General features: G+C 65.1%; 11 protein-coding genes and 1 pseudogene. 3 read left to right on the forward strand and 9 right to left on the reverse strand.

Annotated features, from left to right (window positions below):
* Positions 1-26 precede the first annotated feature (26 nt).
* The 3 genes and pseudogenes from ACVW1C_RS06810 to ACVW1C_RS06820 form a co-directional block, all read right to left on the reverse strand.
* Positions 27-3,156, reverse strand: a pseudogene (locus ACVW1C_RS06810) (efflux RND transporter permease subunit).
* 86 nt (positions 3,157-3,242) lie between these two features.
* A complete protein-coding gene (locus tag ACVW1C_RS06815; RefSeq protein ID WP_456757743.1) occupies positions 3,243-4,490 on the reverse strand; it encodes an efflux RND transporter periplasmic adaptor subunit in 1,248 nt (415 codons plus the stop codon).
* 151 nt (positions 4,491-4,641) lie between these two features.
* A complete protein-coding gene (locus ACVW1C_RS06820) occupies positions 4,642-6,033 on the reverse strand; it encodes a CoA transferase (protein WP_456757744.1) in 1,392 nt (463 codons plus the stop codon).
* Positions 6,034-6,232: 199 nt separating this feature from the next.
* Between ACVW1C_RS06820 and ACVW1C_RS06825 the strand changes: the two genes are divergently transcribed.
* Entirely contained in the window at positions 6,233-6,520 is a 288-nt protein-coding gene (locus ACVW1C_RS06825; protein WP_050403335.1) for a hypothetical protein, read from the forward strand.
* Positions 6,521-7,233: 713 nt separating this feature from the next.
* Here ACVW1C_RS06825 and ACVW1C_RS06830 read toward each other — a convergent pair.
* From ACVW1C_RS06830 to ACVW1C_RS06850, 5 genes are all read right to left on the reverse strand, one after another.
* Positions 7,234-7,560, reverse strand: a complete 327-nt coding sequence (locus ACVW1C_RS06830) for a heme-binding protein (protein WP_456757745.1) — start codon at positions 7,558-7,560, stop codon at positions 7,234-7,236.
* 43 nt (positions 7,561-7,603) lie between these two features.
* Entirely contained in the window at positions 7,604-7,819 is a 216-nt protein-coding gene (locus ACVW1C_RS06835) for a hypothetical protein (RefSeq protein WP_173641757.1), read from the reverse strand.
* A 79-nt stretch (positions 7,820-7,898) separates the two neighbouring features.
* Positions 7,899-11,384, reverse strand: a complete 3,486-nt coding sequence (locus ACVW1C_RS06840) for an error-prone DNA polymerase (RefSeq protein ID WP_456763010.1) — start codon at positions 11,382-11,384, stop codon at positions 7,899-7,901.
* A 70-nt stretch (positions 11,385-11,454) separates the two neighbouring features.
* The gene (locus ACVW1C_RS06845) at positions 11,455-13,236 is read right to left on the reverse strand and encodes a Y-family DNA polymerase (RefSeq protein ID WP_456757746.1); all 1,782 of its coding nucleotides are present in this window, start codon (positions 13,234-13,236) and stop codon (positions 11,455-11,457) included.
* Complete coding sequence (locus ACVW1C_RS06850) at positions 13,127-13,921, reverse strand: ImuA family protein (protein ID WP_456757747.1); 795 nt, start codon at positions 13,919-13,921, stop codon at positions 13,127-13,129. Before ACVW1C_RS06850 ends, ACVW1C_RS06845 begins: the two co-directional genes overlap by 110 nt.
* 256 nt (positions 13,922-14,177) lie before the next feature.
* Between ACVW1C_RS06850 and ACVW1C_RS06855 the strand changes: the two genes are divergently transcribed.
* Complete coding sequence (locus ACVW1C_RS06855; protein ID WP_456757748.1) at positions 14,178-15,641, forward strand: UdgX family uracil-DNA binding protein; 1,464 nt, start codon at positions 14,178-14,180, stop codon at positions 15,639-15,641.
* Between the two features lie 601 nt (positions 15,642-16,242).
* Complete coding sequence (locus tag ACVW1C_RS06860) at positions 16,243-17,865, forward strand: inorganic phosphate transporter (protein ID WP_456757749.1); 1,623 nt, start codon at positions 16,243-16,245, stop codon at positions 17,863-17,865.
* An 87-nt stretch (positions 17,866-17,952) separates the two neighbouring features.
* Here the strand turns inward: ACVW1C_RS06860 and ACVW1C_RS06865 are convergent, their stop codons facing one another.
* A complete protein-coding gene (locus ACVW1C_RS06865) occupies positions 17,953-18,861 on the reverse strand; it encodes a LysR family transcriptional regulator (protein WP_456757750.1) in 909 nt (302 codons plus the stop codon).
* Positions 18,862-18,926 lie beyond the last annotated feature (65 nt).

The following is an 18,926-nucleotide window of genomic DNA, read 5'->3' on the forward strand; positions in this document are numbered from 1 at the left end:
CGCTTCACACTTTTCCGGATCATGCTCTAGTTGTCCTTCGGCCGGCGCGAGAAGTAGGAGATCAGCACCGGCAGCGTGATCAGGATCACCAGCGGCGCCAGCATCATGCCGGTGACGACGACGATGGCGAGCGGCTTCTGCACCTGCGAGCCGATGCCCTCCGACACCGCGGCCGGCAACAGGCCAATGCCGGCGACGACGCAGGTCATCAACACCGGACGAAGCTGCAATTCGCCGGTGCGGATCACCGCGCGCATCCGGTCATAGCCCTCGTCGATCAGCTGGTTGAACTGCGACAGGATGATGATGCCGTCCATCACGGCGATGCCGAACAGCGCGATGAAGCCGATCGCCGCCGACACGCTGAACGGAATGCCCGAGATCAGCAGCCCGAGCACACCGCCGAAGATCGCCATCGGGATCACGCTCATCGCGAGCATGGTGTCGACCATCGAGCCGAAATTGAAGAACAGCAGCACCGCGATCAGCACGAGGCTGATCGGCCACCACGATCGACAGCCGCTTGATCGCGTCCTGCAGATTGCCGAACTCGCCCACCCATTCGAGACGCGAACCGGGCGGCAACTGGACCTGCTCGTTGACCTTCTGCTGCGCTTCCAGGATCGCGCTGCCGAGGTCGCGATCACGCACCGAGAACTTGATCGGCAGATAGCGCTCCTGCTGCTCGCGATAGATGTAGGCCGCGCCCGAAATCAGCTTGATCGAGGCGACCTCGCTCAGGGGGATCTGCGTGACCCCGCCATTCGGATTCGTCGCCCCGATCCGCAGGTTCTGGATCGCTTCCGCGCTCTTGCGGTATTCCGGCGCCAGGCGGACGATGATCGGGAAGTGCCGGTCGCTGCCGGGTTCATAGAGATCGCCCGCGGTGTCGCCGCCGACGGCGACCTTGATCGTGGCGTTGATGTCGCCCGGGGACAGGCCGTAGCGCGCCGCCCGCGCGCGGTCGACGTCGATCTGGACGGTCGGCTGGCCGAGCGAGGTGAACACTGCGAGGTCGGTGATGCCCTGCACGGTCGACAGCACGGATTTGATCTTGTTGGCGGTATCGGTCAGCGCCTGCAAATCGTTGCCATAGAGCTTGATCGAGTTCTCGCCCTTCACGCCGGACACTGCCTCCGACACGTTATCCTGCAGGTATTGCGAGAAGTTGAATTCGACGCCGGGGAACTTGTCCTGCAACTGCGCGAGCAATTGCGCGGTGAGGACGTCCTTGTCGTGCGTGCCTGGCCATTCGCCGGCCGGTTTCAGCGGCGCGAAGAATTCGGCATTGAAGAATCCGGCGGCGTCGGTGCCGTCGTCGGGGCGGCCGTGCTGCGACACCACCGACACCACCTCGGGACGACTGCTGATCAGCTTCCGCATCTCGTTGACATAGGCGTTGCCTTCCTGCAGCGAGATCGTCGGCGGCAGCGTGGCGCGGATCCACAGATTACCCTCTTCCAGCTTGGGCAGGAATTCGAGGCCGAGGAACCGCACGAAGATAATCGTCATGACCACGAGGCCGGCCGCACCGGCCATCACGATCTTGCGGTTGGCGATCGCCCAGTTCAGCGCCGGCAGGTAGATCGCATCGAGCTTCTTGACGATCCAGGTTTCGGTCTCGTGAATATGCGCCGGCAGGATGAGCGCGCTCAGCGCCGGCGTGATCGTGAACGTCGCCAGCAACCCGCCAGCCAACGCATAGGCATAGGTTCGCGCCATCGGCCCGAAGATGTTGCCCTCGACGCCACCCAGCGTGAACAGCGGCAGGAACGCGGCGACGATGATGGTCGCGGCGAAGAAGATCGAGCGCGACACGTCGGCCGCCGCCGACAGGATCGCATGGCTCTTCATCCCCATCACCGTATCCTCGGAGATGTGGCTCCGCTCCTCTTCCGACAGCGCGGTCGTCTGCGACAGCCGACGGAAGATCGCCTCCACCATGATCACGGTGGCGTCGACGATCAGGCCGAAATCGATCGCGCCGACCGACAGCAGATTGGCGGATTCGCCGCGCAGCACCAGGATGATCACGGCGAAGAACAAAGCGAACGGGATCGTCGCGCCGACGATCAGCGCGCTGCGCAGATCGCCGAGGAAGATCCACTGCAACAGCACGATCAGCAGGATGCCGACCACCATGTTGTGCAGCACGGTGTGGGTGGTGAGCTCGATCAGATCCTTGCGGTCGTAGATCCGCTCGATCTTGACGCCCGGCGGCAGGATCGAGGAATTGTTGATCTGGTTGACCAGTTGCTCGACGCGGGCAATGGTCGGCGAGCTCTGCTCGCCGCGGCGCATCAGCACGATGCCCTGCACGATGTCGTCGTCATTGTCGATGCCGGCGATGCCGAGCCGCGGCTTCTCGCCGATCGTGACGGCGCCGATGTCCCTGACCAGCACCGGATTGCCGCCTGATTGCGAGATCATGGTGTTGGCGAGATCGTCGATCGAGCGGATCAGGCCGACGCCGCGCACCACGGCCGATTGCGAGCCGATGTTCACGGTGTTGCCGCCGACATTGATGTTGGCGTTGGAAACCGCCTGCAGCACCTGCGGCAACGTCAGGCCGTTGGCGACCAGCTTGTTGAAGTCGACCTGGATCTCGTAGGTCTTGGTCTTGCCGCCCCAGCCGGTGACGTCGATCACGCCGGGCACCGCGCGGAAGCGGCGTTGCAGCACCCAGTCCTGCAGCGTCTTGAGGTCGAGCACGCTGTAGTTCGGCGGCCCCTTCAGCCGATAGCGGAAGATTTCGCCGATCGGGCTGGTCGGGGAGATGCCGGGCTGCACGTTGCCGGGCAGCGGCGCGAGCTGCGACAGCCGGTTCAGCACCTGCTGCAGCGCCTCGTCATAGGTGTAGTCGAAGGAGAACTGCAGCTTGACGTCGGAGAGGCCGTACAGCGAGATGGTGCGGATGGTCTTGAGGTTCTTGATGCCGGCGACCTGGGTCTCGATCGGGATCGTGATGTAGCGCTCGATCTCCTCGGCCGAGAGGCCCGGGCTCTGCGTCACAATGTCGACCATCGGCGGGGTCGGATCGGGATAGGCCTCGATGTTGAGCTGCTTGAACGCAAGCAGGCCGCCGATGAAGACGACCACGAACATGGCCACCATCAAGTAGCGGCGATTGACGGCAAGGGCGACGAGGCGATCCATTCAGATCGGCACTTTCAACGGAGAGGATTTTTCTTGGTGAGCATGGTCGATCCGGAAAGCCGGTTCCCCCTTTTCCGGATCATGCCCTAGGTGCCAGATGCGGCGCGGTCGATGAAGAGGCTTCCCTTCGTCACGATCTGCTCGCCCGGCTTGAGATTGCCGGCGACCTCGACGAGGTCGCCATTGATGAGGCCGGGCTTGATCTGGCGCAGCTCGATGGTCTTGTCGTCAGCCTTCGCGACCCAGACGCGAACCTGGTCGCCCTCGTAGATCAGCGCCTGTTTCGGCACGCCGACCGCCGGGTGGTCGCCCTTCGAATACAGCGTCACATTGGCGAACATCTCGGGCTTCAGCCGATTGTCGGCGTTGTCGATGGTGGCGCGGACCAGGAGCCGGCGCGAGGTCGCGTCGATCGCGGCGGCGACATAGTTGACCCGGGCGTTCAGCACCTTGCCCGGCAGCGCCATCACGCTGAAGCTGAGGTCCTGCCCGACCGCGACATTGTCGGCGTCGGATTCGCGGACAAAGGCGATCAGCCAGACCGTCGAGAGATCGCCGATCACATAGACCGGGTCGCTGGCGCCGGTCGAGACATACTGGCCGGGGCCGGCCTTGCGCTGGACCACGGTGCCGCCGATCGGCGCGAACACCGTCGTCTCCGGATTGAGGCGGCCCTTCTGCTGCAAGGTCGTGATGGCTTCGTCGCCGAAACCGAGGATGTGCAGCTTGTTCTGCGCGGCCTCCAAGAGCGTCTGCGCCGAGCGCGCATCGTTCTGCGCCTGCACCAGCGCCGCCTGCGCAGTCTGATAATCCTTCAGCGGGATTGCCTTGCCGTCGGACAGGTCCTTGGCGCGCTTCTCCTGGATCTGCGCCAGGTCGAGCGCCGACTGGGCCTTGTTGAGGCCGGTCATCGCGGCGACGTAGTCGTTCTGCGCCTGCACAGTGTCGGCCGCTTCGATCACGAACAGCGGCTGCCCCTTCACCACGGTATCGCCCGGCCGCACCAGCAGGCGGGTCACCCGCCCGGTATAGGGCGAGTAGACCGGAGTGGAGCGGTCCTCGTCGATCCCGATCTTGCCCTCGGTCACCAGTTCGGAGCGGAAGGTGTGCTCGGCCACGGTCTGGAAGGTCAGGCTGGCCCACTCGGCGGGCGATGGCGCATAGCGCGTGCCCCCCTTGCGGGACTGGCTGGAGACTTCCGACGATGCCTGCTTGTCCGAGCCGAAACGGGTGTAGCCATAGGCGCCCGCGCAGGCGACCACCAGCACCGCCGTGGCCACGAGCAGACGCGGGCGGCTAAAGCTCTGCATTCCCTTGATAAACTCTTTCAGCATGCGGTCCGCGGGGTCGATCGTTGCAGCTTCCGGCGGGACAGCCCCAGCGGTGCGCTAATAGTGCCGATTTGGCGTTTCAAACAACCTAAAAATCGCACTTCGGGGGTGCGCGTCGTTAAAGTTCGGATAGCCTGAACGGCGGCTGAACGTCTCATCCGGGAAACTCCGGGGGATTGCTGCCGAGCGGCATTGCCGGACGGGACCAATGGGCCGGGGTGCGCGACAGGATGGCGGCGTGCCGGACCGAACTCAGCGTGCCAAAGCCGGACGGAAGCCGCTCGATGTAGGGCTGCACCGCATCCGCCGTCAGGTCCTCGGTGGCAAGGCCCCCTTCGAGCCGGCCGAGATTCCACAGCCAGCGCCCGGTCTGTGCCAGCGACACCCGGACATGCCAGCTGCCGCCCTCGCGCGCCTGGCGTGCCCTGGCCATCATGGCGCCGAACGCCATGAAGTATCCGGTGGCGTGGTCGAGCATCTGGGCCGGCAATTCCTTCGGTCCATCGACGCCGGCGGCCTGCCCCTCGGCATGATTGAAGCCGGTCGTGGTCTGCACGAGCGAGTCAAAGCCGCGGCGCTCCGCCCACGGACCGGCATGGCCATAGGCCGAGAGCGTCACATAGACGATCCCGGGATTGATGCGGGCGGCTTCCTCCGGCGAGAAGCCGAGCCGCGCAATCGCCTGGGGGCGATAGCCCTGCGAGAGAATATCGGCCTGCGCGACGAGACCGCGCATCACGGCGCGCCCCTCCTCGCTGCGCAGCTCGAGAAAGCTCGTCAGCTTGCCGCGGCCGGTGTCGATGGTGAGCCAGGGGATATCAGGCAGATCGGGACCGGAGATCAGCAGCACGTCGGCGCCATGCGCGGCGAGCGTGCGGCCGGCGACGGGACCCGCGATCACGCGCGACAGATCGAGCACCCGGATGCCGGCCAGCGGCCGCTTCCCAGCGGGCCACGGCCTTGGCGCGGCCTCGCCGATCTTCTCGATCGAGATCAGCGGCAGTCTTGCAAGTTCTCCTGCATGCGGCGTCGCTGACCACTCGTCATATGAGCGCATCAAGGCGACGACGCCGCCGGCCGCATAGGCCGCGGTCTCGAACGCCTCGCCGTCCCATTGCAGCAGCGCGGCCTGGACCTCGTCGCGCTCGGCGTTGCAGCCCAGCACCTTGCAGACGGCGTCGCGGTGATGCGGAAAATTGGTGTGCAGGCGAACGAAGCGGTTGTCGCGGACACGGTAGACGCCGGCGATCTTGTCCCAGGCCGGCGGCGGCGGCTTGTCGTCGACCCGCAGATATCGCTCGCTGCGGCATTCGACGACGGCATGGCGCATGTCGACCGCGACATCCTGCTGCTCGCCGCTGCGGGCTTTCCAGATCTCGGCCGCCGCAAGGCCCGCCGCGGCAATCGGTACCTGCGCCGCCGCTGCGACCCGAAACGACGACGGCAATTGCGGCTCGCTGCCGGTCAGCGTGACCGCATCGAGCGCGGACGGCGCGCCACCGGTGCCGGTCCAGACATCGGAGAGGATTTCACGGATGTCCTGCATGCGCATTCCTGTTTGCGATTATTCTATGCCCGAGCATGATGACAAAATGGCAATGCCCGATCCCCGATCGTCATTACCGTATTTGGGCAAGATCACACCTTCCCGGACCATGCCTTGTTTGGGCATGATCTTTTCGGAAAACCGTTTCACACTTTTCCGGACCATGCCTTAGCTCTGCCCGACCCGAACAGGAGTTGCAATGGCTGCCATCGATCCCCTTACCGCCGGCGGCGTCTTCCTCGCGACCGCGGCGACCGACGCGGTCTACGTCATGTTCACCTCGGCGGTCGTCGCGCGCAAGCGCGTGCCGGCTGCGACCTGGAGCAGCGTCTGGTACGTGCTCTCCTCCTATGCGGTGATCAGCTACACCGAGAACTGGCTCTACGTCGCCTTCGCAGCGGCCGGCTCGTGGGTCGGCGCCTATGCATCGATCACCTTCCTGCACCGCCCGCCGGGCGGGCCCCCGGTGGGGGCCGCGCTGGAATAGCATGCAGCTGCCGAGGAATTCATCCGCTTGCAAACGCAAGACCGATCTGATGGCAGCGGGGTTGTAAGCTTCGTGTAAGCATTCGCACGTAAGTCACGGATGAGCACTCTCGCGGCGTGATCCGCCCGAGGTTTGCTTCGTGTGTCGCCCTCTCATCAAACAGAGGGCGCAGGGAAAGCCGGGTGCCGATCGCACCCATGGGCCCCGAGCAAAGGGTAGAAAGCTCGGGGGTAGGACCACAGGTGTAACCGGAGCAATCCGGCTTTCCCTGCGCGATGGCTTACGGCTTACTTCGTGCTCTCCCCGGCGAGACTGGGCTTGCTTGTCACCGTCTTCGCAACGCGCATCGCGCAATTGGAAAAGACACCTGCCGCTAGGGCGTCAGGACCACACGACTTCACCGTCCGCCTCATGCGCACTCGTCAGTTGCACACTCGGCGTCCACCGCATCTCGACCCACGTTCGTGACGACCGCGAAGCGCCCCTCGATTGGGTGAGACGGGCGCATTGAACATCTGAGTTGGGTGCGGCGTCAAGTCAAATTCTGAAAAGCCGAACAAATTGTTGGCAGTTCGTGGGATGGGCAGAGCGCAGCGAAACCCATTCATGTCTCCGCGCGGATCAAAGGTGATGGGTTTCGCTTCGCTCTACCCACGCTCGTCAGAAGAGCTTCCGCCCGACCGAAGCCAGGCAGAAGCATCATGTCGCTGCCCTCACTTCAGCGCGGCCTGGCCGGCGATCGAGATCACATTGTCCTGCGAGCCCGAACCGCCGGAACCGCCGCTAACGCCGACGACCTTGCCGTCGACGATCAGCAGGTTGCCGCCGCGCGAGGCGATCACGTCGTCAAGCGTCGCGAGATAGGAGAAGTAGGCTCCCTTGCCCATCAGGTCTTCGAACGTCAGCGTGGGACGGCGATAGCGCGTCGTGGTGCACGCCTTGTGCTGGGAAACGCCGATCGAGGCATATTGGCAGTTGTCCTGCTTCTCGAAATAGACGAGTTCGCCGGCCGGACGAGATCGGCTGGTTGCGGTGCACACTATCGCTGCGATAAAGGCTACGATCCGCCCTGCGCTCCGCGCGTTAGGGGCGCATGAACGCGAAGTCCGTATCAGGGTCGCAATTGTCGGCGATGAAGCGAAGCTCCGACTGCACGTCGGAGACGCTCCTGTCTTCGAGGTATTTCGAGACGACAAGGCCGAGCAGCGAGCGGCAGAGGCTGTCGTGCCCCACCCCAGCGGCCTCCGCTTCGGCAAGTGCTGCTGAGAAATGAAGCTTTGCAATCTCGGCTGCGGACATCCCGGTCTCCTTTTTTCCTTTGTCTTACGGGAGCTCCGCGGTGCCTTTGATCTGCATCAAATCGAGGCCCGTGCCGGCGTCAATGAAAATCCCGTGACGGCGGCAGGATGCGGACGTTGCGAGGGTGGCGGATCTTTTGCGGCGAGTTATCGCCGCGATCGCGGCGGTCGTCGTTGAGCGGCTCGATCAGCGCCGGTCCCGGCGGCACCGGATGCTTGCGACTGAGGGATTCGTTGGCGAGGCCGATCAGATCGTGGGAACGGTCGGTCATGCGCTGCGCCACCAGATGCGTCACGCCCTCGGGGCTGCTCTGGATATAGCCCTCGACCAGGATCAGGCGCGCACCCATCACTTCCTTGCGGTACTGCTCCATCACTTTCGGCCATACCACGATGTTGGCGATGCCGGTCTCGTCCTCCAGCGTCATGAACACGACGCCCTTGGCGCTGCCCGGCCGCTGCCGCACCAGCACGACGCCGGCGCAGCTGACCCGGCGGCGGTCGTTGCTGCGGTTGATGGTGTGGCAGGCGACGACACGCTCCCTGGTGAACATCTCGCGCAGGAATTCCATCGGATGGCCCTTCAGCGACAGGCGGATGGTCTGATAGTCGGCGACCACCTGCTCGGGACGCGGCATCTCCGGCAGCGGTTTTGCGCCCTCATCCGGCTGCTCGCGCGCGGTGGCGGCCTCGAACAGCGGCAGCGGCACGTCGTCGGGCAGCCGCCGCACCGCCCACAGCGCCTCGCGGCGGTCGAGCCCGAGCGAGCGGAACGCATCGGCGTCGGCGAGCAGGATCAGCGCGCGCTTGGGCAGGCCAGTGTCGCGGGCGAAGTCCTCAAGCGAAGCGAAGGGCCGGCGGTTGCGCGCGGCGACGATGCGGTCGGCCCAGTCTTTCTCTTGCTTCGCCTCTCCCGCTTGCGGGGGAGGCCGCAGCGCGAATGCGCTGCGGGTGGGGGCTCTCTCCTCAGCGTGACTCGTGGAGAGACCCCCACCCCACCCCTCCCCCGCAAGCGGGAGAGGGAGCACAGCCTCTTTGTGGCTGGCCCGCATCCGCTTCAACCGCTCCTCGTCCTCATCCAGCCAATGAAAGCCGTCGATCTGGCGGAAGCCGAGCCGCACCGCGCAGTATTTTCCGTCGCGCTCCTCCAGCGTGTTCTGCGCAAAGCTGAAGGAGACATCGACCTCGCGCACCGTGACGCCGTTGTTGCGGGCGTCGCCGACGATCTGCGCCGGGGCATAGAAGCCCATCGGCTGCGAGTTGAGCAGGCCGCAGCAGAACGCATCGGGATGATGGTGCTTCAGCCATGAGGAGATGTAGACGAGCTGCGCGAAGCTCGCGGCGTGGCTTTCCGGGAAGCCGTAACTGCCAAAGCCCTTGATCTGGTCGAAGCAGCTGCGGGCGAAATCCGGATCGTAGCCGCGCGCCACCATGTTGCCGACCAGCTTCTCCTCATAGCTGCCGATGGTGCCGAGGTTGCGGAAGGTCGCCATCGAGCGGCGCAGGCCGTTGGCCTCCTCCGAGGTGAACTTTGCCGCCTCGATCGCGATCCGCATCGCCTGTTCCTGGAACAGCGGCACGCCGAGCGTCTTGTGCAGGACATTGTAGAGCTCATCCGGTGAGCCGTGCTCGGGCGACGGAGCCGGATAGATCTCCTGCTCCTGCTTGTTCCGCCGCCTGAGATAAGGATGCACCATGTCGCCCTGGATCGGCCCGGGGCGCACGATCGCAACCTCGATGACGAGGTCGTAGAAGGTGCGCGGCTTCAACCGCGGCAGCATGTTCATCTGGGCGCGGCTCTCGACCTGGAACACGCCGAGCGACTCGCCGCGGCACAGCATGTCGTAGACTTCTTTTTCGTCCTGCGGGACCGAGGCGAGCTCCCAGCGCTCGCCCTTGTGGTCATCGATCAGGTCGAAGCATTTGCGGATGCAGGTCAGCATGCCCAGCGCCAGCACGTCGACCTTCATCATGTGAAGCGCGTCGACGTCGTCCTTGTCCCATTCGATGAAGGTGCGGTCGTCCATCGCGGCGTTGCCGATCGGCACATAGGTGTCGAGCCGGTCCTGGGTCAGCACATAGCCGCCGACATGCTGCGAGAGATGGCGCGGAAACTCGATCAGCTCGGTGGCGAGCTCGACCGCGAGATTGATCATCGCATTCTTCGGGTCGAGCCCCGCCTGCCGCACCTGCATGTCGTTGAGGCCCTTGCCCCAGCTGCCCCACACGGTGTCGGCGAGTGCGGCGGTGACGTCCTCGGTCAACCCGAGCGCCTTGCCGACGTCGCGGATCGCGCTGCGCGGGCGATAATGGATCACGGTCGCGATGATCGCGGCGCGGTGGCGGCCATAGCGGCGATAGACATATTGCATCACCTCCTCGCGCCGCGAATGCTCGAAATCGACGTCGATGTCGGGCGGCTCCAGCCGCTCCTTGGAGATGAAGCGCTCGAACAGCAGATCGACCTTGGTCGGATCGACCGAGGTGACGCCGAGCACGTAGCAGACCGCCGAGTTCGCCGCCGACCCCCGCCCCTGGCACAGGATGTTCTGGCTGCGCGCATAGTGCACGATGTCGTGCACGGTGAGGAAGTAATGCGCGTATTTCAGCTCGGCGATCAGCGCGAGCTCCTTGTTCAAAGTGGCGCGAAGTTTTTCGTCGATCACGCCGCCGAAATATTTGTCGACACCGGCCCAGGTCAGGTCCTCCAGATGCTGCTGCGCGGTCTTGCCCGGCGGTACCGGCTCGTCGGGATACTGGTATTTGAGCTGGTCGAGCGAGAAGGAGATGCGTTTCGCGAAGCGCATGGTCTCCGCGATCGCATCCGGCAGATCGCGAAACAGCCTGATCATTTCATGCGCCGGCTTGAGATGCCGCTCGGCATTGGCCTCAAGCCTGCGGCCGACAGCCTCGATCGTGGTCTTTTCGCGGATGCAGGTCAGCACGTCCTGTAACGGGCGGCGGGCGGGATGGTGATAGAGCACCTCGTTGGTGGCGAGCAGCGGCACGCCGGCATCGGCGGCGAGGCCATGGAGCCGCGCGAGACGGCGCCTGTCGTCGCCGCGATAGAGCAGGCTTGCGGCGAGCCAGACGCCATCGGCGGCACTGGCCTTGAGCTGCGCGAGCAGATCGAGCGCTTTCTCGTCTTCGAAACGATGCGGCAGCGCCAGCACCAGGAGCTGGCCTTCGGCGAAGTCGACGAGATCGGACAGAGTGAGCCGGCAGTCGCCCTTCTCGATGCGCTCGATGCCGCCGCCGCGCTTGCCGCGGGTAAGCAATTGGCACAGCCGGCCGTAGGCGGCGCGGTCGCGCGGATAGACCAGGATATCGGGCGTACCGTCGATGAAGACGATGCGGGCGCCGATCAAGAGCTTGGGCGGATGGGCGACCTTGTCGCTGTCGCGCTCCTTCCAGGCGCGCACCACGCCGGCCAGCGTATTGTGATCGGCGAGCCCGATCACGGGAATCCCGAGTTCGCTCGCTTGATGTACATAGGCGCGCGGATCGGAGCCGCCGCGCAGGAAAGAAAAGTTGCTGGTGATGCCGATCTCGGCATAGTCGGGCATCAGATTCTTGTTTTGACGCGTTTTCTTCACGCGAACCGGCTCCCACTTCGCTCGAAAACGCTCTGCATATTCATGCGAACAGCCCGTGCACATACCAGTTGGCCGCGACCGGCTCGCCCTGCTCGTCGCGCAGCTCGCTCTCGTAGAGGCCGTCGCGAAAGATCCAGAAGCGCTGGCCCTCGGCATCCTCGACGCGGAAGTAATCGCGCGTCAGCGCCGCGCCGTCCTGCTTCCACCATTCCATCGCGATGCGCTCGGGCCCCTCGACCCGCACCACCGCGTGCAAGGCGCGCCGCCAGGTGAACTGGTGCGGCGGCCCGTCCGGCACGCTCGCGAACGGCACCTTGATGGGCTCGGGCCGCTCGAACAGCCTGAGCGGTTGCAGCGGCGGCTCGCCGGCGACGCGGTCCGGCCAGGCGGCCGCGCTCGCCGCGGCCAGATGATGCTGCGCCGGCAGCGCGAGCGCAGCGCGTTCGGGGATATGGCTCTCGAGCGGCAGATGCACGACGACGCGTTTACCCCCGATGCGGGCGGCGATGCGGTCGATCAGCGCCGAGATCTCGTCATTGTCGTGCACGGTGGTGTCGAGATCGCGCTGCTGCTGCACCACGATCTCGGTACGCCCTGCGGCGAGACGGATGAGATCGAAGCCGAAGCCAGGATCGAGCGGATCGTTGAGCGCATCGAGCCGCTCGCGGAACAGGCGGTCGATCATCTCCGGCCGCGTCACCGGACGCCCGGTCTCGACCATGATCGTGCGCACCGCGCCGTCGGTGCGGAAGAAGCTCGCTTCCAGCTGCCGCGCGCCCTTGCCCTGCTTGTCCATCGCCGCAACCAGCGTCTTGGCGAGGCTTGAGAGCGTCAGCGCGATTACGGTGTCGGTTGCGATGGGTTCGGGAAAACGCTTCTCGACGATGTAATCGGGCAGCGGCTTGCGCGGGCTGATCGGGGCATCGCCCTGCCCGAGTGCGTGACCAAGCAGGGTGGTGAAGGCCGAGCCGAACCGCGCCGAGATTTCATGCGGCGCGCGCGAGGCGACATCGCCGATGGTCTTCAGGCCGGCGCGGCGCAGGCCGGCGGTGACCGCGCTATCTGCGCCGAGCGCCGACACCGGCAGCGGGCCGACCGCCTCTGCCTCCGCGCCGCTGGCTACGATCTGCCCCGAGGCGTAGCGCGTCAGCGTGCGCGCCGCGATCGAGGTGCTGGCAATCGCCGCACTGACGGCAAAGCCGCGCCGGCTCAGCGCATTGGTGACGATCTGCAGCAGCGCGCGCTCGCCGCCGAACAGATGCGTGCAGCCGGTGATGTCGAGGAACAGCCCGTAAGGCGGATCGAGCGCGACCAGCGGCGTGAAGCGGTCGCACCAGTCGGCGATGTCGTTCAGCGTTTTCAGATCGGCGGCGGGGTCTGCGTCGTAGACCGTGAGTTCCGGGCAGATCGCCCGGGCATTGGCGAGCGGCAACCCGATCGACAGCCCGGCCCGCACCGCCGCCTCGTCGATCGCGTGCAGCAGGATCGCGTTGTGGTCCTTTGCGACCACGACGCTGGGGAGTTTTTGCACTGTTGTCGCTTGCAGCAGAAAGCGAAGTTCTTTCTTCGCCTCTCCCGCTTGCGGGGGAGGCCGGATCGCATCGCGAGATGCGATCCGGGTGGGGGCTCTCTCCTCAGCGGGACTCGTGGCGAGACCCCCACCCCAGCCCTCCCCCGCAAGCGGGAGAGGGAGCCCTACGACCTCCCGCGCGTCAGCTTGCGAGGCGATGTCCTGCGCGAGCTTGCGCTTGATGCGGTCGATGGGCAGGCGTGGCAGCCACAGGCTGAGGATACGCCGACGGTTCATTGAATTGGCACTCATCGCATTTCCATTCCATGATCCATCGCCCGACCGGGCCATGACGATTGCGCACGAGTTCGGCCTCGAAGCGCGGCGCGCCCCAGGCGCAAGCCGCATTGCCTGGCGGCGAATGCGCCGCGCGCACGATCCAGCGCGTCTCCGCGGTCGAGGGGATCGGCGTGGCTGCGATCCGCAGCACCAGCGCGGTGACGCCGGAGGCTTGCGCCGCCAAGGTCAGTTTGCGGCTGGCGACGAGATCGAGCTGGCGCGCATGGCCCCAGATCTCGAGCACGACCGCGCCGAGCGCATCGCAGGCGAGCGCGTCGGCCGCGGTGCGCAGGCCGCTGTCGACATCGGCGGCACGCACGGTGACCAGGAGGCGCGGATCGAGGCCGAGCTCGGCCAGCCCGCGCATCGACAGCGCGCCGTTTTCGCGGTCGGAAAAATCCTGCCGCACCCAGACCAGCGGCTTGCGCGCTGACACCCGTCCGGCGAGCCCGGCGATGAAGCCGGTCGCCGCGCCGCCTTGATGGCCGGCCGCGAACACCTCGTGCAGCGCGGCCGGCGCAAGCCCGCCGCGCAGCATCGCGTCCGCGCTGGCATGTCCAAGCGCGATGCGGTTCGGCATCGCCACCTCCGATGGCGCCTCGATGCGTGCGATGCTGCCGCGCAGAGACGCAAGCGTACCCGTGCGTGCGCCGTTCATTGCGCCGCTCCTTCCACCTGAAAATTTGAGGCCGTCACTAACCAGAAACAGAGAACCAGGGACTGGTCCATTTGTTCATGGTATGTTCTAATATAAAGCTAACAGGGCCCGCGGAGTCAATCGGATTGGTGAGCCCATCGATTCATGAATGGAATCAATGGGATTCACCAGCCGCCGGAGCGGACGGGCCCTGCTCTTCCGCAAGTCAGGCGTGCAGGCCCCAAGAATGGCGGCGTGACGGAAACGGAGCAATCGCATGCGTATCATCGTGCTCGACAACGACACCGATTTCGAGGGCTGGCGCAAGGCAGCGCGGCGATTGGCGCTGAATGACGTGAAGCCTGCGGAGGTCACGTGGACCGTACGCAAGGACGACGAACTGTCGTCAGCCTCCTGCGTGAATGACCTGCCCGATGCGCCGCAGGCGCGGTTCAACGTCCCAGCCATTTTCGTCGAGCTCGCAAAGACCGCGATCCTGCATCGCAATGACGAGCGCTTCGCCTTGCTCTATCGCCTGCTGTGGCGGCTGCGCAGCCATCACGATCTGCTCAGCGCGACCGATGATCCCGACGTCGCCGAGGTCCACGCGATGGCGCGCGCGGTCTATGGCGACATCGACCGGATGCACGCGCAGCTCCGCTTCCGCGAGATCGGCCGCGAGCGGACGGCGCATTACGTCGCCTGGTTCGAGCCGGAGCATCGCATCGTCGAGCTCGCCGCACCTTTCTTCGCCGGCCGCTTCGCCGACATGCCGTGGTCGATCCTGACGCCCGACGTCTGTGCGCATTGGGACGGGCACGCGATCTCGATCTCGCCCGGCCTCGCCAAATCCGAGGTGCCCAGCGAAGACCGGCTCGAGGAGGCCTGGCGGCGTCATGACAACGGCCTCTTCAATCCCGCGCGGCTGAAAGTGATGGAGATGCCGCAGGCCTATTGGAGGAACCTGCCCGAGGACTCGATCATTAAGCCGCTGATCGAAGACGCCATGCGCATGACCAGCGGCCCCTTCATTGCACGCAAGGCGGCCGCGCCGCTGAAGCCGCAGGATGAGCCGATGGCCCGCAAGCAAGCCCGAGACAAACAAGTCAAAGACAAGCAGATTCAAGACATGCAAGTTCGCGACACGATCGCTGCCTTGCGCGAAGAGGCAGCCGATTGCCGCGCCTGCCCGCTGTGGAAGGACGCAACCCAGACCGTGTTCGGCGAAGGGCCGCAAGACGCGTCGCTGATGCTGGTCGGCGAACAGCCCGGCGACAAGGAAGATCTCGCAGGCCATCCCTTTGTCGGACCGGCCGGGCAGATGCTCGATCGCGCGCTTGAGGACGCCGGCATCGCGCGCGCCAAGGTCTACATCACCAACGCGGTGAAGCACTTCAAATTCGTGCCGCGCGGCAAGATCCGGCTGCACCAGAAGCCGAGCACGCCGGAGATCCGCGCCTGCCGTCAGTGGTACGCACGCGAGCTTGACGCCATCAGGCCGGAACTCGTGGTGGCGCTCGGTGCCACCGCAGCGCAGAGCGTGCTCGGCAAAATCACCCCGATCAACAAGAACCGCGGCCGCCTGATCGATCACGACGGAACCAAGGTGCTCGTCACCGTACACCCGTCCTACCTGTTGCGGCTGCCCGACGAGAAAGCCAAAGCGCTGGAATACCAGCGTTTTATCGACGACTTGAAAATTGCCGCAGATCAATTGCGCAATCCGGCCCGCGCGGCCTGAGTTGCGCCAAACCGGCGGAACCAGGCACAACACTTCAACGTAAAATTGTTTCTGGACGCTGACAAATACCTACAACCTTTAATTGATCCGTGGTATTGTGACGTGTTCCACAGGTATCGGGCGTCATGTTCACGCCATGACGTACCTGAGGCGGGCGCGCTGCGCGGTTTGCTAGCCCCGATCGTGCGGCGCGCCACCTCATCTCGCAATCCTCCCCTCCTCACTCACTCGTCCGCGCCGGATTTCTGGTTATTTGAATTCCTGGTTGCCAGGATTTCCGGCGACCTCGATTCCCGGTGGTGTGGCTTCGCGGCCCCGACGTCTCGCTGCCGGCGTCCTCACCTTCCACATGTCTCGTTCCACATGTCTCGCTCCGCGAAACCCGGACAGTGACCTCAGTCACGATCATTGCGCGATCGGTGATCGTCTGCTGCTGAAGATTGCCACGAGGCCGCGAAGGCCCGTGGACCTTCAATGCGTTGCACAACAATTCGGCGGGATGTCCACCGTCATGGGTGGACCGGCTCATTTCGCGGGCCGGATTTCAATTGCCTGTCATATGCATCGATCAAAATCGCGGGCATTAGGACAGGAGTTTACCATGAGCGATATGGCGTTACCCGGCTCGATCGAGCCCGCCCTGAAAAAGGGACCGGACCTCGACAAGGGCTTTCATCCTCTGACCGGCATTATCTATTTGGGCGTGGTTGCGGCCGCGCTGCTGTTCGTTGCCTACAGCATCTATGTCGACGTCGACGCCACCGGTACGCGCGTCACCTCGTTCCTGCCCTACATCCTGCTGTTCGTAGCGCTGCTGATCGCGCTCGGCTTTGAATTCGTCAACGGCTTCCACGACACCGCCAACGCGGTCGCCACCGTGATCTACACCCGCTCGCTGCCGGCACATATCGCCGTGGTCTGGTCTGGCATCTTCAACCTGATCGGCGTGCTGCTCTCGAGCGGCGCCGTCGCGTTCGGCATCGTGTCGCTGCTTCCGGTCGAACTGATCCTGCAGGTCGGCTCCAGCGCCGGCTTCGCGATGGTGTTTGCGCTGCTGATCGCCGCCATCATCTGGAATCTCGGCACTTGGTGGCTCGGCCTGCCGGCCTCGAGCTCGCACACCCTGATCGGCTCGATCATGGGCGTCGGCATCACCAACGCGCTGCTGCGCGGCCGCGACGGCACCTCCGGTGTTGACTGGTCGCAGGCGACCAACATCGCCAAGGCGCTGCTGCTGTCGCCGCTGTTCGGCTTCGCGCTCGCCGCCGGCCTGCTCTACATCCTCAAGATCGTGCTGACGCGCGCGACGCCGGCGCTGTTCGGCGAGCCGGTCGGCAACCAGCCGCCGCCGTGGTGGATCCGGGGCATCCTGATCCTGACCTGCACGCTGGTCAGCTTCTTCCACGGCTCGAACGACGGTCAGAAGGGCATGGGCCTGATCATGCTGATCCTGATCGGCACCGTGCCGACCGCCTACGCGCTGAACCGCGCGCTGCCCGCGAGCCAGATCGAGCAGTTCGCCGCGCACTCCACCTCGGCCAGCAAGGTCATCGAAGGCAAGGCCGCCGGTTACAATGTGATCGGCAATCCGCGCCCGGCCGTGACCAACTATGTCGCGCAGCACCAGATCAACGAAGGCACCTATCCGTCGCTCGCGGTGCTGGTGCGCGACATCGGCCAGCAGGTTGCCCAGTATGGCTCGCTGGCCAAGTTCCCGGCTGATGCGGTCGGCAACACCCGTAACGACATGTACCTGGCGTCCGAGGCGATCCGCTTCCTGATGAAGGACAAGGAAGCCGAGCTGACCGCGGCCGACATTGCCACGCTGAACGCGTACAAGGGCTCGCTCGATGCCGCGACCAAGTTCATCCCGAGTTGGGTGAAGTTCGCCGTTGCCATCGCGCTCGGCCTCGGCACCATGGTCGGCTGGAAGCGGATCGTCGTCACCGTCGGCGAGAAGATCGGCAAGACCCACCTGACCTACGCGCAGGGCGCCTGCGCCGAGATCACGGCGGCCGCGACGATCGCTGCGGCCGACGGCTACGGCCTGCCGGTCTCGACCACACACGTGCTGTCGTCAGGCATTGCCGGCACCATGGCAGCCAACGGCTCCGGCCTGCAATGGGCGACGATCCGCAACATCGCGATGGCCTGGGTGCTGACCCTGCCCGCCGCGATGATCATCTCGGGTTGTCTGTACTACGTGTTCTACCACGTGTTCTGATGCCGACACGCTTTCGGCGCGGCAACGCGCCGGACCCAAGGCCCGCACATTGGTGCGGGCCTTTGCTTTTTGACGATCGCGGCGCGCTCAGGCAGCGTACACTTTCGCGACCTCCGCCAGCAGACCGCGCGCCCATTTGTGCAGGCCGGACTTGGCCGTCCTGGCGCTCCAGTACATGTCGATCGAGATCGGCACCCGGAACGGCAGCGACGCGACGTGCAGGCCGCCGCGCATCGCCCGCGCCAGGTGATGCGGGATCGTCGCAACCAGCCTTGTGCCGGCGACGATGCGCTCCAGGCTGTCGTGGTTCGGAAGGCTGACCAAAGGCTCGATCTCGATCTCCCTCGCCTTGAGCGCCTCGAGATAAAGCGGCTGCCACTCGCCGCTGTGGGTGATGAAGACGTGTTCGGCCTTGGCGTAGGCCGACAGCGCGATCCGGCCGCGCGCCAGCGGATTGGCCGGATCCATCACGCAGACATAGTGATCGGTGAGGATATGGCGCCGAAAGAAGCTTTCGCCGACCACCCCGACCGGACCGAGCACGATGTCGCACTGGTTCTGCTTGAGATGGATGTCGCCATGGCCCGCGGCATCGAGCAGGACGAGACGGACCCGTGGTGCGCCGGCACGCAGCCGCGCACTGAACCGCGGCATAAGGGTCTGGCGTTCGTGATAGTTGCAGGAGATCGTCACGCTGCCCTGCGCCGTCGCCGGATCGAATTCAGCCGGTGAGGCAAGCCCGTCGATCTCGCCGATCATGTCCCGCGCCCAGCTGACCAGCGCTGCGCAGCGTTCGGTGGCGGTCACGCCATTGCCGTTGCGGACGAACAAGGGATCACCGAGCGCGCCGCGCAACCGCTCGACCGCGTAGCTGATGGTGGACTGGTTGACGTCGAGCCGCTTGGCCGCCGCCGAGAACGACTGCAGGTCATAAACCAGCACAAGCGTCCGTAAGGTCCCGATGTCGATCGGATCGATCGAGGAATTGGCCGCCACGCTGCACCTCCCGCCTTGCTGGCGGACCAGCCTAGCATGAGGTCATGTAATATTTCGATGTCCTA

The sequence above is a fragment of the Bradyrhizobium sp. USDA 4011 genome (assembly GCF_054063415.1).

Excerpts from the sequence above, each read along its gene's own strand:
- ACVW1C_RS06820 (WP_456757744.1), bottom strand. The coding sequence starts at position 6,033 with ATGCAGGACATCCGTGAAATCCTCTCCGATGTCTGGACCGGCACCGGT.
- ACVW1C_RS06825 (WP_050403335.1), top strand. The coding sequence starts at position 6,233 with ATGGCTGCCATCGATCCCCTTACCGCCGGCGGCGTCTTCCTCGCGACC.
- ACVW1C_RS06815 (WP_456757743.1), bottom strand. The coding sequence starts at position 4,490 with ATGCTGAAAGAGTTTATCAAGGGAATGCAGAGCTTTAGCCGCCCGCGT.
- ACVW1C_RS06860 (WP_456757749.1), top strand. The coding sequence starts at position 16,243 with ATGAGCGATATGGCGTTACCCGGCTCGATCGAGCCCGCCCTGAAAAAG.
- ACVW1C_RS06835 (WP_173641757.1), bottom strand. The coding sequence starts at position 7,819 with ATGTCCGCAGCCGAGATTGCAAAGCTTCATTTCTCAGCAGCACTTGCC.
- ACVW1C_RS06845 (WP_456757746.1), bottom strand. The coding sequence starts at position 13,236 with ATGAGTGCCAATTCAATGAACCGTCGGCGTATCCTCAGCCTGTGGCTG.
- ACVW1C_RS06850 (WP_456757747.1), bottom strand. The coding sequence starts at position 13,921 with ATGAACGGCGCACGCACGGGTACGCTTGCGTCTCTGCGCGGCAGCATC.
- ACVW1C_RS06840 (WP_456763010.1), bottom strand. The coding sequence starts at position 11,384 with ATGCCCGACTATGCCGAGATCGGCATCACCAGCAACTTTTCTTTCCTG.
- ACVW1C_RS06855 (WP_456757748.1), top strand. The coding sequence starts at position 14,178 with ATGCGTATCATCGTGCTCGACAACGACACCGATTTCGAGGGCTGGCGC.